The organism is Streptomyces sp. NRRL F-2664 (genome assembly GCF_000719345.1).
Classification (GTDB): Bacteria; Actinomycetota; Actinomycetes; order Streptomycetales; family Streptomycetaceae; genus Streptomyces.
The window spans coordinates 1-389 of the sequence record NZ_JOFX01000392.1; the positions used below are offsets into that span (position 1 = coordinate 1).

The following is a 389-nucleotide window of genomic DNA, read 5'->3' on the forward strand; positions in this document are numbered from 1 at the left end:
CCTCAACGGTCCGGCTGACCTCAGTCTTCAGCTCGCCCGGCCCCTCACCCCGCCCCTCCTCACCGGCGCCGTCGGCCCAGGAGACCGTCTGCGAAGCGGTCTGCCCGTACTTGTCGTAGGTGAAGGTGGTCTGCTCTCGGGCGGTGAGCTTCCCGCTGCTGTCTGCGGTGCGGGTGACGGTCCCGGTGACCGTGCGCCGGTCCGCGGAAAGGGAGTTGGAGGTCTCCTGCAGGACGTTGCCGTCCCGGTCGGTGGTCTTCTGCGACACGACCAGGCCGGTAGCACCCTCCTCGGGGTCGTACACGGTCTCGGTGACCGTCCCGGTCTCGTCGGTGGTCTTCACCGCACGCCCGTAGCTGTCGTAGGCGGCGGCGGTCGCCACTTCCCGT

Annotated in this window: 1 protein-coding gene; it reads right to left on the reverse strand. The window is 69.7% G+C overall.

The window, feature by feature from the left end:
• A partial coding sequence (locus IF89_RS39780; RefSeq protein WP_199820686.1) for a hypothetical protein occupies positions 1 to 389 on the reverse strand: 389 nt, incomplete at both ends.